Source organism: Candidatus Sulfotelmatobacter sp., assembly GCA_035498555.1.
In the GTDB taxonomy this organism is placed as follows: domain Bacteria; phylum Eisenbacteria; class RBG-16-71-46; order RBG-16-71-46; family RBG-16-71-46; genus DATKAB01.
In genome coordinates this window covers 1-3530 of sequence record DATKAB010000175.1, presented here as the reverse complement: position 1 = coordinate 3530, position 3530 = coordinate 1, and the positions used below count along the sequence as shown (strand labels likewise).

The following is a 3530-nucleotide window of genomic DNA, read 5'->3' as shown; positions in this document are numbered from 1 at the left end:
GGAAGCGCTGCGACGCGCGGCACGGGCTGGAGTTCGATCACGTGATTCCGGTGGCCCGCGGGGGTGAATCAACCGTGGCCAACGTGCGCCAGCTCTGCCGCGCCCACAATCAGTACGTGGCCGAACGGGAATTCGGCCAGGGCTTCATGAATGGCAAACGACAGGCGGCCATCGAGGCGCGGGCCGCCGCAGCTCGAGAGTCGAGTTCGCTCTCGGACGCTCGCACGTAGGGGGGTTACGCGAGTCCTGCGCCCCCATCCGTTCGAGGAGCCCATGAACCGCCTAGCGGACCCCGCGCGCGCCCGAATTCTGACCCTGATTGCTCTAGTCGTGCTGTGCGTTCCTGCTCTCGCTCGAGCGCAGGCCTTCAGTTCGTCAGTGCCGCGAGCGTGACAAGTTGTCGAGGCTGGGCAGGCGCCGACCGCGAAGATGGCAGGCGTCCTGCCCGTCGCCAGAGGCGCGAAGCCTAGGACATGACTCCCGGGAATCGCGCCGGCGAGGGATCGTAGCCGGGGAAAATCGCGGCGAGATCGGCGACGCCCGAATGCCGCGTGAGGATCTCGCCGAACAGATCGCGGAAGTCGGTGGTCAACGCGAGATCGCGGCCCTCGAAGCGCTGCGCGGCTTCGAGCCCCGGCCACTTGCCGGCGACGCGTCCGCCGCGCACGCCTCCGCCCAGAACGAACATCGCGGTGGCGTGACCGTGATCGGTGCCGATGCTGCCATTTTCGGCGATCGTGCGCCCGAACTCGGACATGGTGAGCACCACCACGTCGCTCATCCGGTCGCCGAGATCCTGCGCGAACGCCGCGAGCGAATCGCCCAGCTCGCGAAGCCGCGATGCCAGTTGCCCCTCTCCGGCTCCCTGCGCGATGTGCGTGTCCCAGCCGCCGGCGTCGGCGAACGCGTTCTCGAGCCCGAGGTCGGCCTTGATGAGCTGTGCGATCTGCATGAGCGAGCGGCCGAGCTTGCCGTTCGGGTACTGCGCGCCGTGCTCGGGCTGGTAGTCGCCGGGATTCAGTTTCTGCAGCGCTTGTGCCGCTTCAAAGCCCTCGGCCGCCGACGAGGCGACGATGCCGGTCGCGGATTGCTCGTACAGCTCTTCGAACGCGCGTGTCAGCCGATCGCGCACCGCGGGTTGACCGACGCGGATGCCGAACGCGCGCAGATCGGAAATCGCCAGGGCCGGCGCGCTGCCCGCCAGGATGCGGGGGAGCTGCGGCCCGAACGCCACCGACTGGAAGGGCGTGCGGCGATGCTCTTCGTCGTGCGCGGCGCAGCGGTTGAGCCAGCCGTCGGGCGTCGACTTCACGCCCGGTGTACCGCTCTCCATGTAGTCCTGTGCGTCGAAGTGGCTGCGAGTGAGGTCCGGCGAACCCACCGCCTGCACCGGCGCGAGCAGGCCCTGCCGCCACAACGGCATCAATCCCGAGAGCGCGGGATGAAGACCGAAGTGGCCGTCGAGATCGAGCACCTGATCCTGAGGGATCGCGATGCGCGGTCGCTCGCGGTAGTACGCGGCGTCGGCGTGCGGGACCACCATGCTCAGGCCGTCCACCGCGCCTCGCTGGAAGATGCACACCAGTACGCGGCGCTTTCCGGGCGGGGGCGCCAGGGCGAACGCGGCGCGATCGAGGAACAGGGGATCCAGCCCGAAGCTGACCAGCGCCAGCGCGCCCGCTCGCAGGAACGCGCGGCGCGAAACGGTCACGAAAGAATCGAGACTCACAAACGCCTCCTACTGATGCTGAAAATCCGGGCCGCCGAGCCCCAGGCCGACGGCCATCGCGCGCGCCTGCGGTGGCTGGAGATCGGCGATCTGGCGGCGGATAACTTCTTCGGTGTGCGATGAGAGCTGTCCCGAGAACAGCGCCTGGTCCACGCGCTGAAGCAACGCGTCGGCGTCGCCGGTGGTCCCGACCAGCGGATCGAGATCGACGCTGACGCCCGGCATCTTCCCGGCCGCGAGCGCCACCGCCACGTTCATGCGCTCGAACAGCGCGGAGCTGTTGGCCCATGCCGCCTCGGTGTCGGCGTAGCCGGTCGGGACCGGCTGCTGGTAGAGCGGCTGGCCGAGCCGTGCGACCGCGCGCGCCGGTCCGGGCTCGGCTCCGACCGTGCCGCCCACCGCGCGCACCGAGCTGACCACGAATTCGAGCGGCGTCTTGAACTTGGAGCGCGAGCGCGCCGCTTCCCAGAACTCCGGAGTGGCGATGATGGCGCGCACCACCTCGCGGATCGAGCCGTCGCTTCTCTTCCACGCCGCGACTCCGGCCTCGACCGCCCCGGCCGGTGGATCGTCGCTCACCAGCCGCTCGCAGAGCTGGGTGACGACGTGCTGCATGGTGGCAGGATGGCGCGCCAGCATGCGCAGCAGCTTCACGCCCTCGTCCTGGCCATGTCCGGAGGGGAAGCGTTGCCCGAGCACCTGCTTCTCGCCATCGTCGTGCGCCCAATCCCGATAGACGAAGCCGCCGCCCTTCGCCGGCGGATCCACGCCCCAGCCGGTCAGGATGCGCGCCGCTTGCGTGACGTCCTGCTGCGTGTAGCCGCCGTCCACGCCGAGCGTGTGCAGCTCGAACAGCTCGCGCGCGTAGTTCTCGTTGATGCCGGTCGGCATGCGCGACTTGATGCGCTCGATCTGCTCTTCGGACATCGACGAGTACCCGCGCATCTCCCGCATCTCGGCGCGCGCGAGCTGGGGCGGCATCGCGCCCTTGGCCACGCTCAGCGTGTTGTCGAGGTAGACCATCATCGCCGGGCTCTCGGCGGTCGCGATCAACAAGTCTTCGAATTTCCCCAGCACTCGCGGGCGAATCGTCTTTTCGACGTAGGAGGGGAGCAGGAAGCGATCGGTGTTCTTGCCGAGGAACACGTTGAAGTGATTGATCCAGAAGTCGGCGAGAATCTCCTCGAGCTGATTGTCCGCGGTGACTGCGCGCGCCACCACCAGCTGCTGGAACTGGTCGGTCAGCTCGCGGTACTCGCGCAGCGCGGGATCCATGGACATGGTCAGCGAATCGGCCTTGTCCGCCTTACCGGCGTCGCGAGCTTCGACGAACTTGCGCGCGAGATCCTGGCGATCGAGGCGCAGGATCGCGAACTGAGACTCGATCTGCTGGCGCGCGCGGTCCCTCGGTGCGTCGAGCTGCTGGTTCACCCAGCGCATGACGCCTATCGAGGCGACGCGGTCCACATCACCCGGACGCGGGCCGTAGGCGAGGCGATTGAGCACGATCAGGGCCGAGTCGCGAGCCGTGAGAGGCGGGCGGCTGGCGTCCGGGGCCGCCATGTCGTCGGCGCGAGCTCGCGTCGCGGATTCCGGCGGCGCGATCGCGACCGCGAGGATCGCGAGCGTGGCCAGGGTTATTCGGCCGGCGAGATGAGCAGCGAACTCCAGTTGACGCACGTGCCGGGACCTTCAGAGCGGCCGGCGGGGTCTCTTAGAGCGCCAAGAGTAGCACGGCCAATGGCCCGCCCACTCGCCGCTAGGCGCGCGCCGACGACGGCGCCGTGGCCGGAGGGACGGG

The 3530-nt window shown here is 68.9% G+C and carries 3 protein-coding genes; 1 reads left to right on the top strand and 2 read right to left on the bottom strand.

From position 1 onward, the window contains the following. The coding region (locus tag VMJ70_13985; GenBank protein ID HTO92235.1) for an HNH endonuclease at positions 1–230 on the top strand (230 nt) is incomplete at its 5' end. Between the two features lie 236 nt (positions 231–466). Here the strand turns inward: VMJ70_13985 and VMJ70_13980 are convergent. Further along, complete coding sequence (locus VMJ70_13980) at positions 467–1729, bottom strand: DUF1501 domain-containing protein (protein HTO92234.1); 1263 nt, start codon at positions 1727–1729, stop codon at positions 467–469. A 9-nt stretch (positions 1730–1738) separates the two neighbouring features. Beyond that, on the bottom strand, positions 1739–3409 hold the full coding sequence (locus VMJ70_13975; protein HTO92233.1) for a DUF1800 domain-containing protein: 1671 nt from the start codon (positions 3407–3409) through the stop codon (positions 1739–1741). Positions 3410–3530 lie beyond the last annotated feature (121 nt).